The 18909-nt window shown below is 44.3% G+C and carries 18 protein-coding genes; 17 read left to right on the top strand and 1 reads right to left on the bottom strand.

All coding sequences use genetic code 11. The features are described 5' to 3' along the window. Position 1: 1 nt before the first annotated feature. From nrfD to BCU07_RS07365, 13 genes are all read left to right on the top strand, one after another. The gene (nrfD, locus tag BCU07_RS07425) at positions 2-976 is read left to right on the top strand and encodes a cytochrome c nitrite reductase subunit NrfD (protein ID WP_102320482.1); all 975 of its coding nucleotides are present in this window, start codon (positions 2-4) and stop codon (positions 974-976) included. 167 nt (positions 977-1143) lie between these two features. Next, a complete protein-coding gene (locus tag BCU07_RS07420) occupies positions 1144-3066 on the top strand; it encodes a heme lyase CcmF/NrfE family subunit (RefSeq protein WP_102428066.1) in 1923 nt (640 codons plus the stop codon). Further along, positions 3047-3601 carry a DsbE family thiol:disulfide interchange protein gene (locus BCU07_RS07415; protein WP_102428065.1) on the top strand — a complete coding sequence of 185 codons (555 nt, stop codon included), beginning with the start codon at positions 3047-3049 and terminating at the stop codon, positions 3599-3601. The genes BCU07_RS07420 and BCU07_RS07415 overlap by 20 nt, the downstream gene beginning before the upstream one ends. After that, positions 3598-4038, top strand: coding sequence for a heme lyase NrfEFG subunit NrfF (gene nrfF / locus BCU07_RS07410; RefSeq protein WP_102428064.1), 441 nt, complete (start codon positions 3598-3600; stop codon positions 4036-4038). Before BCU07_RS07415 ends, nrfF begins: the two co-directional genes overlap by 4 nt. Before the next feature lie 89 nt (positions 4039-4127). Continuing rightward, a complete protein-coding gene (locus BCU07_RS07405; protein WP_017060980.1) occupies positions 4128-4304 on the top strand; it encodes a hypothetical protein in 177 nt (58 codons plus the stop codon). A 249-nt stretch (positions 4305-4553) separates the two neighbouring features. Next, positions 4554-5150, top strand: a complete 597-nt coding sequence (locus tag BCU07_RS07400) for a GTP cyclohydrolase II (RefSeq protein ID WP_009848836.1) — start codon at positions 4554-4556, stop codon at positions 5148-5150. Between the two features lie 176 nt (positions 5151-5326). After that, positions 5327-6586 (top strand): imelysin family protein, encoded by a 1260-nt coding sequence (locus BCU07_RS07395; protein ID WP_102428063.1) that lies wholly within the window; start codon positions 5327-5329, stop codon positions 6584-6586. A gap of 111 nt (positions 6587-6697) precedes the next feature. Then, positions 6698-8086: a di-heme oxidoredictase family protein gene (locus BCU07_RS07390; protein WP_102428062.1), complete on the top strand. Its 1389-nt coding sequence runs from the start codon at positions 6698-6700 to the stop codon at positions 8084-8086. A gap of 158 nt (positions 8087-8244) precedes the next feature. Further along, positions 8245-9306 (top strand): imelysin family protein, encoded by a 1062-nt coding sequence (locus BCU07_RS07385; protein WP_102428061.1) that lies wholly within the window; start codon positions 8245-8247, stop codon positions 9304-9306. Further along, a complete protein-coding gene (locus BCU07_RS07380; protein ID WP_102332082.1) occupies positions 9296-10384 on the top strand; it encodes a DUF1513 domain-containing protein in 1089 nt (362 codons plus the stop codon). Before BCU07_RS07385 ends, BCU07_RS07380 begins: the two co-directional genes overlap by 11 nt. 80 nt (positions 10385-10464) lie before the next feature. Further along, entirely contained in the window at positions 10465-12003 is a 1539-nt protein-coding gene (locus tag BCU07_RS07375) for a L,D-transpeptidase family protein (RefSeq protein ID WP_102428060.1), read from the top strand. A 198-nt stretch (positions 12004-12201) separates the two neighbouring features. Beyond that, a complete protein-coding gene (locus BCU07_RS07370) occupies positions 12202-12750 on the top strand; it encodes a YcbK family protein (protein ID WP_017060953.1) in 549 nt (182 codons plus the stop codon). A 205-nt stretch (positions 12751-12955) separates the two neighbouring features. Further along, positions 12956-13609 (top strand): MBL fold metallo-hydrolase, encoded by a 654-nt coding sequence (locus tag BCU07_RS07365; RefSeq protein ID WP_017060954.1) that lies wholly within the window; start codon positions 12956-12958, stop codon positions 13607-13609. A 111-nt stretch (positions 13610-13720) separates the two neighbouring features. Here BCU07_RS07365 and BCU07_RS07360 read toward each other — a convergent pair whose 3' ends face one another. Then, complete coding sequence (locus BCU07_RS07360) at positions 13721-14521, bottom strand: DUF2982 domain-containing protein (protein ID WP_102428059.1); 801 nt, start codon at positions 14519-14521, stop codon at positions 13721-13723. Positions 14522-14741: 220 nt separating this feature from the next. On the opposite strand from BCU07_RS07360, the gene BCU07_RS07355 reads away from it, so the two are divergent. The 4 genes from BCU07_RS07355 to BCU07_RS07340 all read left to right on the top strand — a co-directional run bounded on the left by BCU07_RS07355 (position 14742) and on the right by BCU07_RS07340 (position 18818). Next, positions 14742-15134, top strand: a complete 393-nt coding sequence (locus tag BCU07_RS07355) for a hypothetical protein (RefSeq protein WP_017060956.1) — start codon at positions 14742-14744, stop codon at positions 15132-15134. 553 nt (positions 15135-15687) lie between these two features. Beyond that, on the top strand, positions 15688-16782 hold the full coding sequence (locus BCU07_RS07350) for a TRAP transporter substrate-binding protein (RefSeq protein ID WP_102428058.1): 1095 nt from the start codon (positions 15688-15690) through the stop codon (positions 16780-16782). Positions 16783-16979: 197 nt separating this feature from the next. Continuing rightward, the gene (locus BCU07_RS07345; protein ID WP_102428057.1) at positions 16980-17525 is read left to right on the top strand and encodes a TRAP transporter small permease subunit; all 546 of its coding nucleotides are present in this window, start codon (positions 16980-16982) and stop codon (positions 17523-17525) included. Positions 17526-17534: 9 nt separating this feature from the next. Continuing rightward, positions 17535-18818 (top strand): TRAP transporter large permease, encoded by a 1284-nt coding sequence (locus BCU07_RS07340; RefSeq protein ID WP_029235146.1) that lies wholly within the window; start codon positions 17535-17537, stop codon positions 18816-18818. Positions 18819-18909 lie beyond the last annotated feature (91 nt).

Here is an 18909-nt window from a genome sequence, read left to right as displayed (position 1 = left end):
TATGAGTGCATGGGACACAGCTTTTCAGTCTGGTACCGTGGTATGGGACTGGATTATAGCTATCTATCTATTTCTCGCGGGGATGTCGGCGGGTGCCGTAATGATCTCCATTTACCTAAAACGTAAGGTCATTGAAGGCGATCCTGCTCATAATGGTGTGTTAAAGGCGACCGCTTTTCTTGCGCCATTTGGGATCATTTCAGGCCTACTGATCTTGGTTTTCCACCTGACAAAACCGTTATCTTTTTGGAAGATCATGATCTTCTATAATCCGACGTCTGTGATGTCGATGGGTGTGATCTTATTCCAAGTGTATATGGTGATCTTATTTCTTTGGATCGGCATTATATTTAGAGATCAAATCGTCGTATTTTTAAATGACCAAACATGGTTAAAAGGACGACTCGATTTCGTCAGTAACTGGATTGGCAAATTAGAAGTGTTTGAGAATGCTTTGGAAATATTCTTAGCTGTTCTTGCGCTATTACTTGCGGCTTACACTGGCTTCTTACTCTCTGCGCTAAATACCTTCCCAATGCTGAATAACCCAGTGTTGCCGATATTGTTCTTATTCTCGAGTTTATCCTCGGGAGCGGCGGCATGTATTTTATTTGGTGTGTTGGTCTTTAAGGAGTCTCCGCATAGTGCGAGTATTTCTTGGATCCACGGCTTCGAACGTCCTGTTGTTATGTTTGAACTGTTTGTCCTTGTTACTTTCTTCACTGGGTTGATATTTGCTGGTGGTCAAAGTGAGCAGGCAGTATGGAACGCGATTGGCGGTGGTTTCTGGGCAAGTTGGTTCTGGTATGGCGTAATTGGTGTGGGTATGGTTTTACCCTTGTTGCTTAACGCCGTGACACCAGCATCGGTTCGCCATAGTACTGTGTATATTTTCTCTGTGACTTCATTGAGTCTGATGGGCGTATTAATGCTAAGAACGTTTGTCCTTTATGCAGGACAATTAACGTTAGCTTAATTTCGCTCAAGGTTATAAGTGAGTGGATGTTGGATACTAAACATCTGCTCACTAAATTTCTTTTCGCTGAGTAGCAATAGCTAGTTGAGTTACATCAGCTAGTTGAGCAATCAATGCCAATAATGGTTTAACTTGGTTCTGCTTAGGTAGAGCCTGATTGAGGTGATATGGTCGGTTCTTTGGGGCTGTTTAGTTTAATTTTGGTCGCTGTTCTCAGCAGCATTATCGCTGTGTATTCGATGTATCAAATGCTAACTAAACAAGCACAAAATGTGGCTTTAATTCGCAGTTTCTCCCTCTCTAGCGCTTTGTTTTCCATTGGCGCTATCGTTTTACTTGGCTATGCCTTTGTAGGTGACGACTTTTCCATCTTCTATGTTGCAGAACACTCCAATACTCAATTACCCACCTTCTTCAAAATGGCCGCTGTGTGGGCTGGACATGAAGGCTCATTGCTATTTTGGGTCTTAACCATTAGCTGTTGGTCGGGTGTGATTGCCCTACAAAAGCAATATTCTTCTGAGTATCAGAGCCGCGTATTGTGGGTGATGAATGTGTTACTCGCGATATTTGCATGGTTTACCTTATTTGCTTCGAACCCATTTGAACTGAATTCGATCTTGCCGCTAGAAGGGCGTGACCTTAACCCAATGTTGCAAGATGTCGGTCTGATCTTTCACCCGCCATTACTTTACCTTGGCTATGTCGGCTTTTCTGTGGTGCTGGCATTTGCAGTTGCTGCTTTGCTGGTTGATCCTATTGAGTTTGATTGGGTTGCCCATTGTCGCAGTTGGTGTCTAGTCGCTTGGATCTTTTTAACCGCAGGGATCATTCTTGGCTCTTGGTGGGCGTATTACGAATTAGGCTGGGGCGGCTGGTGGTTCTGGGATCCTGTTGAAAATGCCAGCTTGTTGCCGTGGCTTACTTCAACAGCATTACTGCACATTCTAGGCGTTGCTAAGGGCAAACAACAGCTCTTGAAATGGTCTCTTAGCCTTGCTTTCATTACGTTTTGTTTGAGTATCTTAGGCACCTTTATTGTTCGTTCTGGCGTATTAACGTCGGTGCATGCTTTTGCTGTTGACCCAACCAAAGGTATCGCACTGCTACTTATATTAGTGTTGGTGCTCGTGAGCTCATTTTCTCTGCTTATCATTAGAGGAGAGTCTTTTGAATCTAACCCGATTACCAGCTTCGCGAGTAAGAGCTTTTTAAGCCTAGTCGCGGTGCTCATTTTTGTACTGGCGACCGCTGTTGTGGTGTTTGGTACGTTTTATCCAATGGTATTTGAACTGCTTGGGTTGGGGAACATATCGGTAGGTGCGCCTTACTTTAATCTGTTGATTGCTCCTTTGGCTTTGCTTGCGTTAGCCGTCGTCGGCTTAGCCCCTTTACTGAGTATTAAACCTCAAGCGACTAAAGGTGTTATTTCATCGCTAGCTGTGGCGTCATCGGTACTTGGTTATGCTTGTTATTCTTGGCAAGTAGAACAGGTACAACTACAAGTGATGGCACTGCTGACTTGGGGCCTCGCATTCTGGGTGTTACTCACTCATGTTTACGGCTTAGTGGTTACCCGAAGTTCTAAGTTCCAACGCAAAGTCTGGGTGATGACCTTTGCTCATGTCGGGGTTGCAGTACTCGCTGTAGGTGCAGCAATGAATAGCTATCACTCATTTGAGCGCAGCTATAAACTAAGCCCAGGCGCACAAGTCGAGTTCATGGATTGGACGCTTTCTCATCGAGATACTGAGCTGTATGTTGCTTCAAATTTTACCGCAGAGAAGGCGATACTAAACTTAGATACTGGTGAGAAAAGCTTTACCATCGCGCCAGAAAGAAGACACTACCAAGTTCGAGTCATGAACATGAGTGAGCCTGCAATGAAGTGGTTCTGGCATGGCGATGTTTATATCACCATGGGCGAGAAAGTCGATTCCACCGCTTATGCATTTCGAGTGCAATACAAGGCGTATGCACGCTGGATCTGGTTTGGTGGGTTGTTCTCCAAACTTGGCGCTTTACTCTCATTGACTCATCGTAAAAAGAAAACCGTTAAGGCGTCACAGTATGCATACCAGCGTTCGTAACAAGCTCATCACGTTAATTATCTTGGCATTAATGGTGGTGTTGGGTTTTGCCTTTGCGCTCAATAATAAGCAGCAATCGACGATTGTGTCTGAACAACAAAGGGCATTTCCAGAATTTACATCGACTGCGTTAGTGAATAGTGAAGGCGTCAATGGTCAGCAGAAAACTACGCTTACTGATGTCACGCAGCACCCTTATCAACTGGTTAATGTATGGGCATCTTGGTGCGGGATATGTAAAACCGAACATTCATTTTTGCTTCAACTTCACGATAAAGGCATTCCCATCGTTGGGCTTAATTATCGAGATAACTCTGGGGCTGCGATTAACGTGTTATCGAACGATGGCAACCCGTACTTAACCGTGATCAGTGACCCTCAAGGCAAGTTAGCGTTAGAGTTGGGCGTAATCGGCACACCTGAAACGTATTTGGTTGATGCCAATGGCCAGATCATTAAGAAGCTATTGGGCGTTATTAATGAAACGGTATGGAAAGATGAGCTTGCGATGTATTTTGATGGTGTGAATGGATGATGAAGTCTCTAATACAAACGTTGTTTATGCTGTCAGCGCTTTTAGTGATTAGCCTTCCGACTATGGCTGAAGATCTTTTTACTGCCAGTAATAAAGATACGAGTATTCAAGTTGAACTGTTTGAGTTTGATAATCCAGAACAACAGCAACGTGCTATCAGCTTGGCGAAAACGTTACGCTGCCCACAATGTCAAAACCAAAATCTGATTGAATCCAACTCACCAATAGCAAAAGACTTACGTCTTGTTGTGTTCAATATGGTGAAAGCAGGGAAGAGTAATAGTGAAATTACTCAATATATGACGGAAAGATTTGGTGAGTTTGTACTTTATAAACCGGCAATGACGGCTTCAAATCTATTACTTTGGTTGCTACCGAGCCTATTACTTCTCTTATTTATATATTTATCAGTAAAAAGTGTTAGGAAGAGCTCATAAAAATTGTGTATTACTGTTTACCAACTGACCTGTATTTTGTAACATTAACCGATTATAAAGGCTAAGCACTGCTATATAAGGATGTATCTGTGGATAACGTAATCTCAAATTTAAAGAAAGAGTTCCATACTCATGTCCAGTCAGATAAATGGGCAGAGAGATACAGTGCTAAGTCGAGCATTTCTACGCTTACGCAAGAAGAGCTAACCGAATTAGAGAATGCTTGGGTGCAACTTGTCATCTGGAAGCAAACTCAAGTAAGTTGAGCGTTCTGTAAAAAAGTGTAGTTTTAGCCGCAACTGTTTAATTTATAACCCCATGTTGGTCATCCCAATGTGGGGTTTTTTCTTACTTGAAAAATAATTGTTATATTATAACAATTTGTACAAGGTCGACCTTGAAAAAAATTGTTAACAGCCTCATAGTGTCTATCATTAGATAGTTAGCTACAAAATATTGCCTAGACATATAATGTAGTGTTGTTAAATACATCGAATTTTCAAGTGAGTATAGCTATGGCGGAAGTGCGTGCCAGAATAGATTTCAAAGTAGGGGTAACAAGCAGTATAGATGCTGAACTTCTGTCTTTTCATGGATTGAAAACAGATAAAGAGCATGTTGCTGTGATATTTAAATCAGCAGACAAGACACAAGACATACCTCTTGTTCGTATGCACTCTGAGTGCCTGACTGGTGATGTTTTCCATTCTTCTCGCTGTGACTGTGGCGAGCAGTTAGACGAAACCATTAGAATTATGGGTGAGACGGGTGGGGTGATCCTTTATCTTCGCCAAGAAGGTCGTGGTATTGGCTTGTACAACAAAATCGATGCGTACCGTCTGCAAAGCGAAGGCATGAACACCTATGAAGCCAACAACCACCTAGGTTTTGGCGATGATCTACGCGATTTTACTGAAGCTGCTGAAATGCTACGCGCCTTAGGTACTACAAAAATCCGCTTAGTCACCAACAACCCTAAGAAGATCAATGAGCTAAAATCTTTTGGTATTGAGATTGAAGAAGTGGTGAATACCTCTGCTCATATCAAATCGGGTAATGAAAGCTACCTGAAGGCAAAAGTCTCACACGGTAAGCATAATCTGGATATCTGATTAGCCTCTTTGTTACGCTTAACATAAAAATGTTTAAAGACCTCACATATGTGAGGTTTTTTTGTATTTATCTTGCAATAAAATTGTAAGTTTGTATTATTTCAATCCGTAGTGCAAATGATAATGGTTTGCACTATTACTACGAATAATAATTTAAAGCTCAACAAGGATGCTTCATGACCATTAAATCTTTAGTGACAAAAGCCGTAACTTCGTCACTCATTTTTGCCTCTGCTTCTTCTTTCGCAGCAGTAACTCAAGATCAAGTTGTAGAACATTACGCAGATATTGCGCATGCAGTGTTTGCAGATTCAGTAATTACAGCAAAAGCGTTGAACTCTTCTATTGATACCTTCTTAGCTTCTCCTTCTGCTGGCAACTTCGAACAAGTAAAACGGGCTTGGCTTGAGTCTCGCGTACCATACCAACAGTCAGAAGTTTTCCGCTTCGGCAACGCTGTTGTTGATGATTGGGAAGGCCAACTGAACGCATGGCCACTAGATGAAGGCCTGATTGATTATGTTTCGACTGATTACCAATATGAACTTGGTAACGAAGGCGCTAGCGCAAACATCGTGGCTAACAAGACTTTCCAAATTGGTCAGACTACCGTTGATGCAACCAACATCACCCCTGAGCTAATCGCAGACTTGAACGAGATCGGTGGTTCTGAAGCGAACGTAGCGTCTGGCTACCACGCAATTGAATTCCTACTTTGGGGCCAAGATTTAAACGGTACAAACAGCGGTGCAGGTGAGCGTGCTTACACTGATTTCGTTGTTGGCGCTGAGTGTACTAACGGCAACTGTGACCGTCGTGGCGCATACCTAAAAGCATCTGCTGAGCTACTTATCCAAGACCTAGAATGGATGGAAAAGCAGTGGGCTGAAGGCGAGAAAGGCAACTACCGTCAAGAACTGCTTTCTGAATCTAGCGAGAATGGTCTTCGTAAAATGCTGTTTGGCATGGGTTCACTGTCTCTAGGTGAGCTAGCGGGTGAGCGTATGAAGGTTGCACTAGAAGCAAACTCTACTGAAGACGAGCACGATTGTTTCTCTGATAACACGCACAACTCTCACTACTACAACGAGCAAGGCATCTACAACGTTTACACGGGTCTATACAAGCGTGAAGACGGTACTCTGCTTTCCGGCCCAAGCCTGTTCGACCTAGTAGAGCAAAAAGATGAGCAAGCTGCGAAAGAGATTCAAAAGCAGTTTGACCTAGCACGTGCACAAGTAGGCGAATTAGTAACGTCTGCAGAGAAAAACAACCAGCACTTCGATCAGCTAATCGCTGCTGACAACGCTGCGGGTAATGCACTAGTAAACAAAACAATTGTTGCGCTAGTGTCTCAAACAGCGGCTATTGAGCGTGCTGCGGGTGTGATTGGCATTGATAGCCTAAACCCAGACACAGCGGATCACGAGTTCTAAGTACCCGAGCCGACACAAATGTAAGGGCTCTGATTGAGCCCCTAATTGTTTGATCCTCAAGAAAGCCACACCCACATAAAAACTAAAATCAAAAACACAGCAAGGCAATGTATGAAGTCGTATCTCTCAGCCTCACTATTAACCGCACTGTTTTTCGTATCTCCATTACACGCTCATGAAACCTACTCTGGCGGCAAAACGACCGTGAAGAAAGAAGGAGCGAACGCTTTTTCCCTTCCCGCAGCCAATCTACCAATGAGTAAGCGCTTGGATTTCAGCGTAGGTAATAGCTTCTTTAGAAACCCTTGGGTTCCTGCACCGTCATCAACCGATGCTCGTGATGGGTTAGGACCACTATTTAATACTAACGGCTGTCAAAACTGCCACATCAAAGATGGTCGTGGTCACGCGCCAGAAGAAGGAGATGAGAACGCAGTATCCATGTTGGTTCGTTTAAGCATTCCGGCTGAAACGCCTGAGCAGCGACAAGCCTTCATTCGAGATGGTGGAATTCCAGAGCCGACGTACGGCGGTCAGCTACAAGATTTTGCGCTTCAAGGTGTAAAACCAGAGGGCAAAGTGAACATTAGCTACACGGATGTTCCTGTTGAATTCAAAGACGGCACCGTCGTTACTCTGCGTAAACCCACTTTAAATATTACTGAACTTGCTTTCGGCGAGATGCATCCTAAGACCGAGTTTTCAGCTCGAGTGGCGCCGCCAATGATTGGTCTTGGTTTGCTTGAAAGTATCCCACAAGAAACGATTCTTGGATTTGCAGAGCAGCAATTGGCAGACAAACAAGGTATTTCAGGTAAAGCCAACTATGTTCTTGATGTTCAAACCAATGAAATGGCGCTAGGTCGTTTCGGTTGGAAAGCCGGACAGCCAAACCTAATGCAACAAAATGCTGCAGCATTTAACGGCGATTTGGGCTTAACAAGCAGTTTGTTCCCGAACGAAAACTGCACATCAGCTCAATCAACCTGTGATGATTTTCCAAATGGTGGTGAACCTGAAGTCAGCGATAATATCCTAGATTTTGTTGAGTTCTATTCGCAGCATTTGGCGGTTCCAATTCGTCGCAACGTTGATAAGCCTGCGGTTGTTCAAGGTAAAAAACTGTTTAAAGCTATTGGTTGCCAAAGTTGCCACCAAGCTGAAATTCGCACAGCAGAACGTGAAGGCTTACCTGCGTTGTCTAAACAGCTAATCAGCCCATATACCGATATGTTACTGCACGATATGGGAGAAGGCTTAGCCGACAATCGCCCAGAGTATCTAGCAAACGGTCAAGAGTGGCGCACCACGCCATTGTGGGGATTAGGCTATACCAAAGAAGTGAATGGTCACACCTTCTTACTTCATGACGGTCGTGCGAGAAATGTTATGGAAGCTGTGCTTTGGCATGGCGGTGAAGCAGAAATGGCGAAACAAAACGTTTTAGATCTTAGTAGCAGCGAGCGTGAAGCACTATTGGCGTTTTTAAACTCGTTATAAGCTGAGTTGAATTCAGTTTAGTTAACGGCTAATGACTTAAGAAAGCCGCTATTAAACCACTTAGCACCGCTGAACTTGTAGCAATACGAGGCCAGCGGTCGTTTCGCATTTAATGAACTCATATAATTAAAAGAAAAATTAGGAAGTAAGGTAACAGCATGACACATAAATTTTTGTTAATGCCTTTGTCGGCATTAATTATGGCAGGCTGCCAATCATCGGGTGAGCAAGCCGCTTCATCTGAGGTTAACGGTGTGTCTTATCAAGCAGACACGACCGACCACATCAGTCGCAGTGTCTATCAACAAGAGTTTGATTCAGCGGTGCTATTCGCGAAGCAATCGAGCGAATTAGAAGCTCTGATGCAAGGTTACTGTGAAACGGATAACGTTGAGTTAGACGCTTTGAAAGATCAATGGCAGATCACAATGAACAGCTGGATGGCACTACAAGGCCAAGAAAGAGGTCCAACAGCAGCGCTTGAAGAGAGCTGGAATGTTCAATTCTGGCCAGACAAAAAGAACACGACGGGTCTTAAGATGCGTCAGTTAACTCAGCAGAACAAAGCTTGGACTCAAGACGAAATCGCGCAGCAGAGTGTGACGGTTCAAGGGCTAGGTGCGTTGGAGTGGTCTCTGTACGACGAGCAATCTCCATTACTGCAAGACAAAGCGTCTGGTTGTCTATCTTCACAAGCGATCGCACAAAACTTGGCAATGAAATCGGCCTCTATTGCTGAGGCATGGCAGGTTAACCCTTGGTTAGCGCTAGACGAGACTCGTTGGGAGTCTGAATACATCGCTTTATTGACCAACCAACTTGATTACAGCATGAAAAAGCTGAGTCGCCCGATGGCGAAAATTGGTCATCCGCGTCCTTACTTCTCAGAATCATGGCGTGCACAAACCTCGATGACTCAACTAAAAGCCAATGTAGCAGCACTTCAGAATTTGTACCTTGCCGGTGGCAATGGCCTAGACGGCTTGTTGAGAGAGAAGGGCTTAAACGACCTAGCTGATCGCGTTGCTGACCAGTTCACATTGACGCTAGATACTTGGCCTACAGACTCAAGCTTGTTTGAGTTATTGCAGAGCAAAGAGGGCTACCGCGAGGTGCTGACTCAATACAACAAACTAGAACGTTTGAAGTACCTGATTCATGAAGAAGCAGCGATAGAGCTTGGCGTGGTAATAGGATTTAATGCTACCGATGGTGACTGATAATACGCGAAGATCGTTACTCAAGGCTGCACTGGGTTGTGCAGCTGTTCCATTGCTTCCGTTTGGGTGTGCGACTCGAAAGGATGGGGTGAGTGCGTCGAACGATCCCCAACTGATTGGCTGTGCGCTTAATGGTCGTGGTCAATATTCTGCAGTTGTGGCTGACGAATTTGGCATGCCACTGAGCCAACTTCCCATCCCCAATCGTGGCCATGGCGTCGCGATTTGCCCAACCTCATCGCATGCGGTGGTTTTTGCTCGTCGTCCTGGTGACTATTTTATGGTGTTTGACTATAAAAACGGTCAGCAGATCAAAATGGTCGTCAAAGGTAACAACCGCCACTTCTATGGTCATGGGGTTTACTCATTAGATGGCAAGTTACTGTATGCCACCGAAGGGAAAACGGACACCAGCCAAGGCGTGATTGGCGTTTACGATGTCGCGCAAGGCTATCGTAAGGTCGAAGAGTTCACTGGTTTCGGTATCGGCCCACATGAAGTGATCATCATGCCGGATGGTAATCTCGCGATCGGCGTTGGTGGCGTTCATACTGATGGTAGAACACCGAAAAACCTCGATTCGATGCTGCCGAGCTTGAGTTATGTTTCTCCTGAAGGTGTGTTACTTGATCAGGTTGAATTGTTGGATAAGAAGCTGAGCATTCGACATTTAGCCCATGATGGTGCTGAAACGGTACTTTGTGGCCAGCAATATCGTGGTGAACCAGATGAGTATCCTTCGCTATTGGCGATGCATACTAAAGGCGGCCAGTTTGAATCACTGAACGCAGAGCCTGAGCAATGGGCAAGGTTCAATCACTATATCGCCAGTATTGCGGCGTCAGACGATTGGATTATTGCGACTTCGCCAAGAGGCAATTGCTACGGTATTTGGTCGAAAGAGACCAAAGAATTAGTAGAACTGTCTGCATTATCTGACGCTTCTGGTGCTGTGCTGTTTGATGGTGAGTTTCGATTAAGCTCTGGGGCGGGCAGTGTGGTTAGCCAGCGCAAGCCTTATGAGAAATCAACTCAGCAATCATCGGTCCAGTGGGATAATCACTGGAGTGCAATTTGATTCATAAATCCCTTAAAAAATAACATGCTTACTCCCGTTTCTTTGCCATACTTATGGAATTGCTGGTGACGGAGTTAAGCATGTTAGCAAAATACTTCTGTGGATTATTGGTGTTAGTTTCCGTGCATGCATGGAGCTATGCGAGTTCTGACGAGAGCCGTTTCATTCCGGCGGAATCAGAACTCTCTTTCATGCTTATATATCCAGAGCTCACACAGAGTATCTATCAAGACACTTCTCTGCCTATCCTTTGGGACTCACCTGAACTTGTTAAGGCGTTTGAATTTCAATTGTCGCTTCTTGAACAAGCGCAAATGGCACCACTCTTCGAGCGACAACTCAAGCAAATCCGTCACTATCAATCCCATGCTCAATGGCAAGAGTTGGACATATTACTTACCGATACTTTTATCTACTACCTGAGCTACGTTGAAAATGCGCCGCTTGCCGGTAAAGATTGGTACTTCTCGGGCAAGCTGCATTCCAAATTACCAGCGCCTTCTCCGCATATCCTGATGAGATTAAAAAGCAGCGTCGCCAATGATTACTTATTGGAGATGGTGTTGTCTTACGCGCCGCCTGTTGGGGATTTTGACCAATTCAAAGCAACCTATTCGGTGTTAGAAACCGCCTCTGAACTCAATATTGAACGATATAGACAGAAAGGTTTGAAGCGCTTGGGTGACGAGCTTTCAGACAAGACGGTTCTTGTTGAGCGCATTGCTTTGGTTGGTGTTGATACCTCGATGATCGCGGTCGATTTTCCCAAGTTCGATCGAGATCTGCAAAAGGCGATTAAATCTTTCCAACGCATGCACGGTCTTACGGATGATGGGATCATCGGGCCAGACACGATCAAATGGATCAATATGGGCTTTGATGATCGATTAACCTCATTGGCTCTGAATGCTGAACGTGTTCGTTTGTGGCCAAGAGACCGAGATTCTCTCATCGTCGTTAACGTGCCGAGTTTTGACATGAAGTACTGGGAAGATGGCGAAGAGGTGTTTGAGTCTAAAGTCGTCGTGGGAAGAAAATCGCGAAAAACACCGCTTTTAGAGATAAACCTAGATTCTGTCATTCTAAACCCGACTTGGAATGTGCCATGGAAAATCATGGTCAAAGACATACTGCCTAAAGTAAAAGCGGACGAAAGCTACCTTGAAACGAACAACTTCCAAGTGATTGACGGTTGGCGTTCAATGGAAACGGTCGACACCACAGAGATCGATTGGCAGACAATCAACTTCAATTCGTTTCCATATCGGATGCGTCAGCAGGCTGGCTCGCGAAATGCATTAGGTTTGTATAAGTTCAACACACCTAATAAGCGAGCCATTTACCTGCACGATACACCAAGTAAAGGCCTGTTTAATGACGACTTCCGTGCTTATAGCTCTGGTTGTATTCGTGTTGAGCATGCCGAGGAACTCGCGGAGTTGTTATTTGCGACTAAGGTAAAGAAAGTGCCGAATCAGGATGATGAACTTGCGCCCAATACTAAGGTTCGTCTCAAGAAGCGAATTCCAGTGCATATCATTTATCAAACCGTGTTGTTTGAAGAAGGAGGCATACAATACCGCGGTGATATCTACCAATATGATAAAGAGGGCGGTTGATTGAAATATGGTCAAGAAAGGTGATCTTGACTGAAAAATGACAACCAAGCTTCTATTGATAAAATTATAATGAGTATCAATAACTAACCGTGCAAAGGTTACAAATACTAACGTTTTGCACGGTTTTTGTACGTTGACGCAGCAAATTCCATTATGTATCGTGCATTTTTCGTTCGATCTAATTGGTTTTTTTGCTGTATGTCTCAAAGTTTATTTTCACGCCGTCAGTTTCTGACTTACGCTGGTGGTACTGCTGTAGTCGCCTCTCTTACTCCTTCTATCGCTTTCGCTTCATACCCGGATCAACCAAGAACGATTAGCATGAACAATCTTCACACTGGTGAACGATTAGAGACTTGTTATTTCGATGGCACTAACTATGTTGGTGACGAGATGGCACGCCTTAGCAAACTGTGCCGTGACTTCCGCCGCAATGAGATTCATCCAATGGATAAGAACCTGTTTGATCAGATCACTCAGATTCAAAATGTACTGGGTATTCAAAAAGAAGTTCAAATCATCTCTGGCTACCGCTCTCCAGCAACCAACGAAGCGTTGCGCTCTAAGTCGAGTGGTGTCGCTAAAAAGAGCTATCACATGCTTGGTAAAGCGATCGATTTTCGTATCGATGGTGTTGATTTAAAGGAACTGAGAGACGTAGCTAAAAGTCTGCAAGCAGGTGGTGTTGGTTATTACGCTCGTAGTAACTTCATCCACATTGATACTGGTCCAGTTCGCAGCTGGTAGAGCTAAGCTGAGTTATTGAGTGATACGGTAGGCACTTGTCAAAGTAGACATCCAATGTCATAGTTTGCCCAAATTTCAGTTTGTTCTAATAATTCGGTTTATTGCTGCTCAGTTTGTTGCTGTTTAGTTTGTTATTGTTGGGTTTGTTGCCAATAACATAGCGATATTCGAGTTGTTCACCAGATTCGCTCTTTAAGGTTTGTATATGTCTCTTAAGTATCAAGTTGTACCTGTTACCTCTTTTTCTCAGAACTGCTCGATTGTGTGGTGTGATGAAACCATGGAAGGCATCGTTGTCGATCCGGGCGGTGATGTTCAACAACTCGCGGCTATCATTGAAGAACTCGGTGTTAAGGTTGTGAACTTGGTACTGACGCACGGTCACTTAGATCATGTTGGCGGTACGGTACCACTTGCTGAGATCTTGAAGGTTGAAATTGTGGGCCCGCATAAGGCAGACAACTTCTGGCTACAAGGTCTAGAGAATCAAAGTCAGATGTTTGGTTTCCCACTGTGTAAAGCTTTTGAACCAAACACTTGGTTAGAAGAGGGCGACAAAGTCACTTTTGGTAATCAAGTGATTGATGTGATTCACACGCCGGGCCACACGCCAGGTCACGTTGTACTGTTCAGTGAGCAAGCTCGTTTAGCGTTTGTGGGTGATGTGTTGTTTAACGGCGCAATTGGCCGTACTGACTTCCCACAAGGTGACTTCAATACGCTTATCGCTTCAATCAAGACTAAGCTTTGGCCACTAGGCAGTGACGTAACATTCGTTCCGGGCCATGGTCCTGAATCGACATTCGGTCGCGAGCGTGCATCAAACCCGTTCGTCGCAGATGAAATGCCTCTGTACTAATTAAATCTTTGATTTTCCAACCGATTATTTGTGTCGATTGATTGAAAATGAAGCTTAGCTTTTGTCCTGAAAGCTAAGCTTTTTTATTGTGTGTGAACTTACTGGTAAACCTTAATCAGAAAGACGTTCAGCGGCAGCCAAGTAGCGTCGAGCCAGCCCCACAAACTCTTCTCCACTCATATTCAAATCATGGGTTGATATGAAAATGTCATAACCGTGGAAGCCCCTTTGATATTTCATTCTGTTGGCAAGCATCGCCTGCAATCCAGAATAGTTTTTAATCACCGCGTTTGGACTGTTTGTCTCATTCGGTGAATCAAGGTTGTCCTGTGATTGGTTATCGTTGAAATTCACGTTGTCGGTATTCTGCGACTCTTTGTATTGGCCCAGTTCGACACAGCCACTTTCAGTACAACGCGCATGGTAATGCGATGAGTCGAGAACCATATCCTCAAAGTTGGACTCTTTGCCTGCTTGTTTGGCTCCTAAGTACAAAAGTGCTCGTTGGCTGAGCAATAATTCACAAGTTATTTTAGGACAAATCGAATCGAGGTAGGGCGAGTAATCTTTTACTTTAATTCCGACCCAGGGCAGAGGTTGATGCCAACCATCTTGTTCATAAGTGCAAAGACCAATTTTTTGGATGTTACTCCATTTTAAAACCCAACCCCCTTTGTAAAAGTGCTGCTGAAAATGAGTCGGGGTAAGTGTGAACATCACTCGGCTGCGCAGCATCAAATAGTAGCCAGTTCCCAGAAGCGCAATACTGCAAAAAGCACCCACGATCAGTAACTTTGGATTGTCACTGTAGAGCGAAACGATCAAGCAAATGAAGCCTAAAATAATGGCGAGGATACGGTACGAGCGAGTGAATGAAGGCAAAGAGAAATTACTAAGGTGACGAGTGTCCATAGGTAACACCAAGTTTTCATATTTTTGTCTGGATGGATAACCAGTGTATATGACCCTGAATTGATAAGTCGATGTTTAAATAATAGACGCTAGTAGACAATATCGGTATTTTTCGTCGACTTTCGACGCTTCACTCTACAAATAGCTCCTGTTTTTTGGTATAAATCGCGCTTCAAATTTTCACCACTGCGAAAAGAGCAGTGAACTGGAGAAATATTCAATGAGACTTGCTCATAAGCGTAAGGTGCAGGCTAAACTGCAGAAACGCACTAAAGCGGCTGTAGTTAAAGCAGTGGCAACGCCGAAAAAAGCGAAGCCTGTCGCAGAGAAAGTTGTAGCAGAAAAAACTGTAGCAGCAAAACCAGCGGTAGAGAAAGCAGTAGCAGCAACTAAAGAAGTTGCAGTAGCACTGACTCCTAAGCAACAACAAGTTCTAGACATCGTTGTTAGCAATGCTGAAGGCATTAACCCTAAAGGTATCGGCCTAGAAGCTGGTCAAGAAGACGCGAAAGCAGCTTCATGGGCAACAGGCGCATTGAAAAAACTTCTTGAAGAAAACCTAGTAGCGAAAGAGCAGCTAGCAGGTAACAAGGTTATCTACAAAGCTATCTAATCCTGTGGGATTACATTCGCTTCGTTAAGTTTTTAAGCCTCGATTTTCGAGGCTTTTTTGTATCTGGCACATTATGCCAAGTCCGAGCCCAAATCCAAGCCTAAACCTAGGCTCTATAATCTCAATTCCAATTCGATATACGGCTTAACTGATTAGTGTTGTCTCGTGTCAGAGCTTCGAATCAGCAAGCACTAAATTAGGGCGTTAGCTAGGTAGATCAAGAGAGCAAAGCCTTGATTTTTTTCCCTAAAATACAGCAATGAATAGAGCTTCATCACGAAATGGCAATCAATTGTTAAGAGTATTTAATTATTAATACTTAGGTATTTATCAATACGTATTGTCTTGGTGAATATCCAAACTCCTTTGAAATCGACACTATTCAATCATCTCCTACGTAGTTCTACTTAATCCTTTGGTCTAATACGTAACTTTGTTAACGCCATGCGTGCGTGCTCTCCCTGATATCTTGTTGCCTCATCACGGTGCACTCTTATGTTGAATCATAAAAAATGCTCATAGAAAGAGTGTTAACCCAACAAAGGACGTGAACATGAGTCTCATTTCTAACTCCCTCACACGAGTTTTTAAAAACGTTGCAGTAACTGCTGCGGCTTGTTTAGCTTTGGTCGCTACTGGTGCTACAGCCGCTGATAAGGTTTACCGTTTAAAACTTGCGGAAACTTGGGGACCAAACTTCCCAGTTTTCGGTGATGCAACCAAAAACATGGCGGCGATGGCTGAGAAGATGTCGAATGGTCGACTGCAAATCAGAATCGATTCAGCAAACAAACACAAAGCACCTCTTGGCGTTTTTGACATGGTTAAGTCTGGTCAATACGACATGGGTCACTCAGGCTCTTACTACTGGAAAGGTAAAGTTCCAAACACTCTTTACTTCACTTCTATGCCTTTCGGTATGACGCCAGCAGAACAATACGCGTGGTTCTATCACGGTGGTGGTATGGAGTTAATGGAGCAGGTTTACTCTCCACATAACTTGATGTCTTTCCCTGGTGGTAACACGGATATCCAGATGGGGGGTTGGTTTCAAAAAGAGATCAACAGCGTTGAAGATCTACAAGGTCTGAAAATGCGAATCCCGGGCTTTGCAGGCGAGATTCTTGCTGAGCTAGGTGCTAAACCGACGAACATTGCCCCAGGTGAACTTTACACGTCTCTAGAGCGTCGCACGATTGATGCACTAGAGTGGGTAGGTCCATCGCTGGATTTACGAATGGGCTTCCACAAAATCGCGCCTTACTACTACACAGGTTGGCACGAGCCGGGTTCAGAGCTTCAATTCCTAGTGAACAAGCGTACATGGAACAAGCTGCCTGAAGACCTACAAGAAATCTTACGTGTTGCAATGCGTACTGCGGCTTACGACATGTACACGCAAGCAACGCACGAAAGTGGTAAGAACTGGGTTTCAATGAAGACAGAATACCCAGATGTACAAGTGAAAGATTTCCCACCAGAGGTTATGTCTGCTCTGAAAGAAGCGAACGATCGCCTACTGGCTGCACATGCTGAAAAAGATGAGCTAGCAAAAGATATTCAAGCTTCACAAGCAAGCTACCTAGAGCAAGTACGTTCATGGACGGACATTTCACACAGAGCTTACCTAAATAGCCAAGCGAAATAATCGACAGTTGTTGAACTGAATCTAAATGAACCCGAAGCTTTTCTTATTGAGTATTTAAGAGTGAATAAGCCGAGGGTTCATTTAAAACATAATAACTAAGCAGGATAAATCCTGTATTACGCTCAAGAACCTTTTCTACGTCCTACAGCTCGTTACCTCAGCTGCGCGATGTCTTTTCAAATTCCATGGAGTCGGGAATGCGAAGTCTAATTTATATTGAACGCCTGTTTAATCGTATCGGTGACGCACTGGGATGTCTTTCCAGTATGTTGTTTATTTTACTTATCGCCAACGTCGTGTATGACGTTGTCATGAGATATGCCTTCAACGATGTCTCTATCGCCTTCCAAGAGATGGAATGGCACCTTTTCTCCGCCGTTTTCCTACTCGGTGTTCCTTATGCCATCAAGGCTGGTGGCCATGTTCGAGTTGACGTGTTCTATGAGCAATTGAGCTTTAAAGCACAAGCGATTATTGACCTGCTTGGCACGCTTATCTTTCTACTTCCGTTTTGCCTGCTGGTGGCTTGGTTTGGTATCGATGTTGCCAAAGAGAGTTATGAACTGGGTGAAACCTCAGGCGATCCCGGTGGCCTGCCGTATCGCTGGATCATCAAAGCTATGATCCCGCTGTCATTCTTTTTGATGGCACTCAGTGGCGTAGGTTTGATCCTGCATTCACTGAATAAGATTTTTAATCCGCATCTTATCCATGCAAACAATATTCATACAAAAAACAAGTAGAGGCTGAACATGATTGGAATAGTAATGTTTTTCGTAGCCTTGTTTGCGCTTTTACTTGGCTTCCCAGTGGCGTTTACCTTTGGTGGTATCGCGTTAATCTTTGGTGTTTGGGCTGAGGGCATTGAAATGTTTGCCTTCATGCCATATCGAATTCAATCCATTATGGAAAACACGGTTCTGATGGCCGTTCCATTGTTTGTTTTTATGGGGCTCGTTCTACAAAAGACCAAGCTTGCTGAGCAGTTGCTTGAGTCTATGGGGCGACTGTTTGGCGGCGTTCGTGGTGGTATCGCGATTTCAACCGTATTAGTAGGTTCACTACTTGCGGCTTCTACTGGCGTGGTTGGTGCTTCTGTTGTTGCTATGGGACTTATCTCCCTACCTGTAATGCTCAAGTACAATTACGACAAAGGCTTAGCCTGCGGCACTATTTGTGCGTCTGGTACGCTAGGGCAGATCATTCCACCCTCCATCGTATTGATTCTATTGGGTGATGTTCTAGGTGTTCCTGTAGGCGACTTGTTCCAAGCGGCGATTTGGCCAGGCGTGATGCTGGTCGGCGCGTACATCGTTTATATCTTGATATACGCAAAGCTACACCCTGAAGCGGCTCAACCTATTGAACGTGATGACTCCATCAGCCGTAAGCAGGAAGTGTTTAATGCACTGAAAGCGATTCTTCCGCCTCTAGCGTTAATCATTGTTGTACTGGGCTCTATCTTCGCAGGTGTTGCTACGCCAACAGAGTCAGCCGCATTAGGTGGCGCGGGTGCGATGATACTTGCACTGCTTTACGGTCAATTTAGTTGGTCGATGGTGTACGAGGCGTCGAAAGAGACGGTGAAAGTAACGGCGATGGTATTTGCTATCTTGTTGGGTGCAACGGCATTCTCAATGGCGTTTACCTACACTGGTGGCGACTATCTGGTTGAAGAGTGGATGCTACAACTGCCAGGTGAAAAATGGGGCTTCCTGATCATTACCATGCTGGTGATTCTGATTCTGGGTTTCTTCATCGACTTCGTAGAGATCTGTTTCATCATCGTGCCGATCATTGCGCCAGTTGCTGAACTGATGGGCATCAACATGACATGGTTCGCTATCCTTATTGCGATGAACCTACAAACTTCCTTCTTAACGCCGCCATTTGGTTTTAGTTTGTTCTATTTAAAAGGCGTAGCACCGAAAGGCGTGACGACTAAGGACATCTACCGAGGTGTGATGCCGTTCATTCTGATTCAAATCCTCGTACTTGGATCACTTCTCGCTTTCCCATCTTTCTATGGAATGTGAGTGAAGCCAAGAATGTGAATGATATGTTTCGACGGCTATCTATAAATTGCTAAAGTAAAACGGCTTATTGATGTTCAGTAAGCCGTTTTTT

This window comes from Vibrio sp. 10N.261.54.E10, from assembly GCF_002877735.2.
Taxonomy (GTDB): domain Bacteria; phylum Pseudomonadota; class Gammaproteobacteria; order Enterobacterales; family Vibrionaceae; genus Vibrio; species Vibrio crassostreae_C.
Note: the sequence above shows the minus strand (reverse complement) of the source record. Positions and strands in the feature narration are given on the sequence as shown.

Bases quoted from the DNA above. Each gene is read 5' to 3' on its own strand.
- nrfD (WP_102320482.1), top strand. From the start codon at position 2: ATGAGTGCATGGGACACAGCTTTTCAGTCTGGTACCGTGGTATGGGAC.
- BCU07_RS07420 (WP_102428066.1), top strand. From the start codon at position 1,144: ATGGTCGGTTCTTTGGGGCTGTTTAGTTTAATTTTGGTCGCTGTTCTC.
- BCU07_RS07415 (WP_102428065.1), top strand. From the start codon at position 3,047: ATGCATACCAGCGTTCGTAACAAGCTCATCACGTTAATTATCTTGGCA.
- nrfF (WP_102428064.1), top strand. From the start codon at position 3,598: ATGATGAAGTCTCTAATACAAACGTTGTTTATGCTGTCAGCGCTTTTA.
- BCU07_RS07400 (WP_009848836.1), top strand. From the start codon at position 4,554: ATGGCGGAAGTGCGTGCCAGAATAGATTTCAAAGTAGGGGTAACAAGC.
- BCU07_RS07395 (WP_102428063.1), top strand. From the start codon at position 5,327: ATGACCATTAAATCTTTAGTGACAAAAGCCGTAACTTCGTCACTCATT.
- BCU07_RS07390 (WP_102428062.1), top strand. From the start codon at position 6,698: ATGAAGTCGTATCTCTCAGCCTCACTATTAACCGCACTGTTTTTCGTA.
- BCU07_RS07385 (WP_102428061.1), top strand. From the start codon at position 8,245: ATGACACATAAATTTTTGTTAATGCCTTTGTCGGCATTAATTATGGCA.
- BCU07_RS07380 (WP_102332082.1), top strand. From the start codon at position 9,296: ATGGTGACTGATAATACGCGAAGATCGTTACTCAAGGCTGCACTGGGT.
- BCU07_RS07375 (WP_102428060.1), top strand. From the start codon at position 10,465: ATGTTAGCAAAATACTTCTGTGGATTATTGGTGTTAGTTTCCGTGCAT.
- BCU07_RS07370 (WP_017060953.1), top strand. From the start codon at position 12,202: ATGTCTCAAAGTTTATTTTCACGCCGTCAGTTTCTGACTTACGCTGGT.
- BCU07_RS07365 (WP_017060954.1), top strand. From the start codon at position 12,956: ATGTCTCTTAAGTATCAAGTTGTACCTGTTACCTCTTTTTCTCAGAAC.
- BCU07_RS07360 (WP_102428059.1), bottom strand. From the start codon at position 14,521: ATGGACACTCGTCACCTTAGTAATTTCTCTTTGCCTTCATTCACTCGC.
- BCU07_RS07355 (WP_017060956.1), top strand. From the start codon at position 14,742: ATGAGACTTGCTCATAAGCGTAAGGTGCAGGCTAAACTGCAGAAACGC.
- BCU07_RS07350 (WP_102428058.1), top strand. From the start codon at position 15,688: ATGAGTCTCATTTCTAACTCCCTCACACGAGTTTTTAAAAACGTTGCA.
- BCU07_RS07345 (WP_102428057.1), top strand. From the start codon at position 16,980: ATGCGAAGTCTAATTTATATTGAACGCCTGTTTAATCGTATCGGTGAC.
- BCU07_RS07340 (WP_029235146.1), top strand. From the start codon at position 17,535: ATGATTGGAATAGTAATGTTTTTCGTAGCCTTGTTTGCGCTTTTACTT.